The sequence below is a fragment of the Pseudomonas sp. MWU318 genome (assembly GCF_016756945.1).
GTDB lineage: Bacteria > Pseudomonadota > Gammaproteobacteria > Pseudomonadales > Pseudomonadaceae > Aquipseudomonas > Aquipseudomonas putida_A.
The window spans coordinates 1-600 of sequence record NZ_JAESJL010000029.1; the positions used below are offsets into that span (position 1 = coordinate 1).

Sequence of the window (600 nt, forward strand, 5' to 3'; positions counted from 1 at the left end):
TGACCAATCCGGCGGGCACCCCGGTAACCGTGACGTTGAGCAACGGCTCCGTCATCACCATCGAAGCCGGTAAAACCACCGGCACCGTAACGGTTCCAGCGCCAGCCGATGACGTCTACAAAGACGCCGGCAAAGTCGAAGTCACGATCAAGGATGCGTCCGGCGGCAACTTCGAAAATCTGGTGCCGAGCACCGTTCCAGCTGTCACCGAAGTCACTGACACCATCGACACCTCGACCGTGAAACTCACGGCCGATACTTCGGTCGCTGAAGGCGGTACCGTCACTTACACCGCCACTGTCGGCGCGCCAGTCACCGGTTCGCCTGTGGTCGTGACCCTGGCCAACGGTCAGACCATCACCATCGAAGTGGGTAAAACCACCGGTACCGTGACCACCACCGCGCCAAACGATGCGTTGAACGGTCACGAGCCGTTGAGCAACGCGATTACCGGCGTAACGGGCGGCAACTACGAAAACCTCGTGGCCGACAAAACCCCTGTCAGCACCACCGTCACCGACACCGTCGACACCACCAACCTGACGTTGAGCGCCACCGGTTCCGTCGCTGAAGGTGGTTCGATCGTCTACACCGCGACCT

Annotated in this window: 1 protein-coding gene; it reads left to right on the plus strand. The window is 60.8% G+C overall.

From position 1 onward, the window contains the following. A partial coding sequence (locus JN524_RS27175; protein ID WP_202371316.1) for an immunoglobulin-like domain-containing protein occupies nucleotides 1-600 on the plus strand: 600 nt, incomplete at both ends.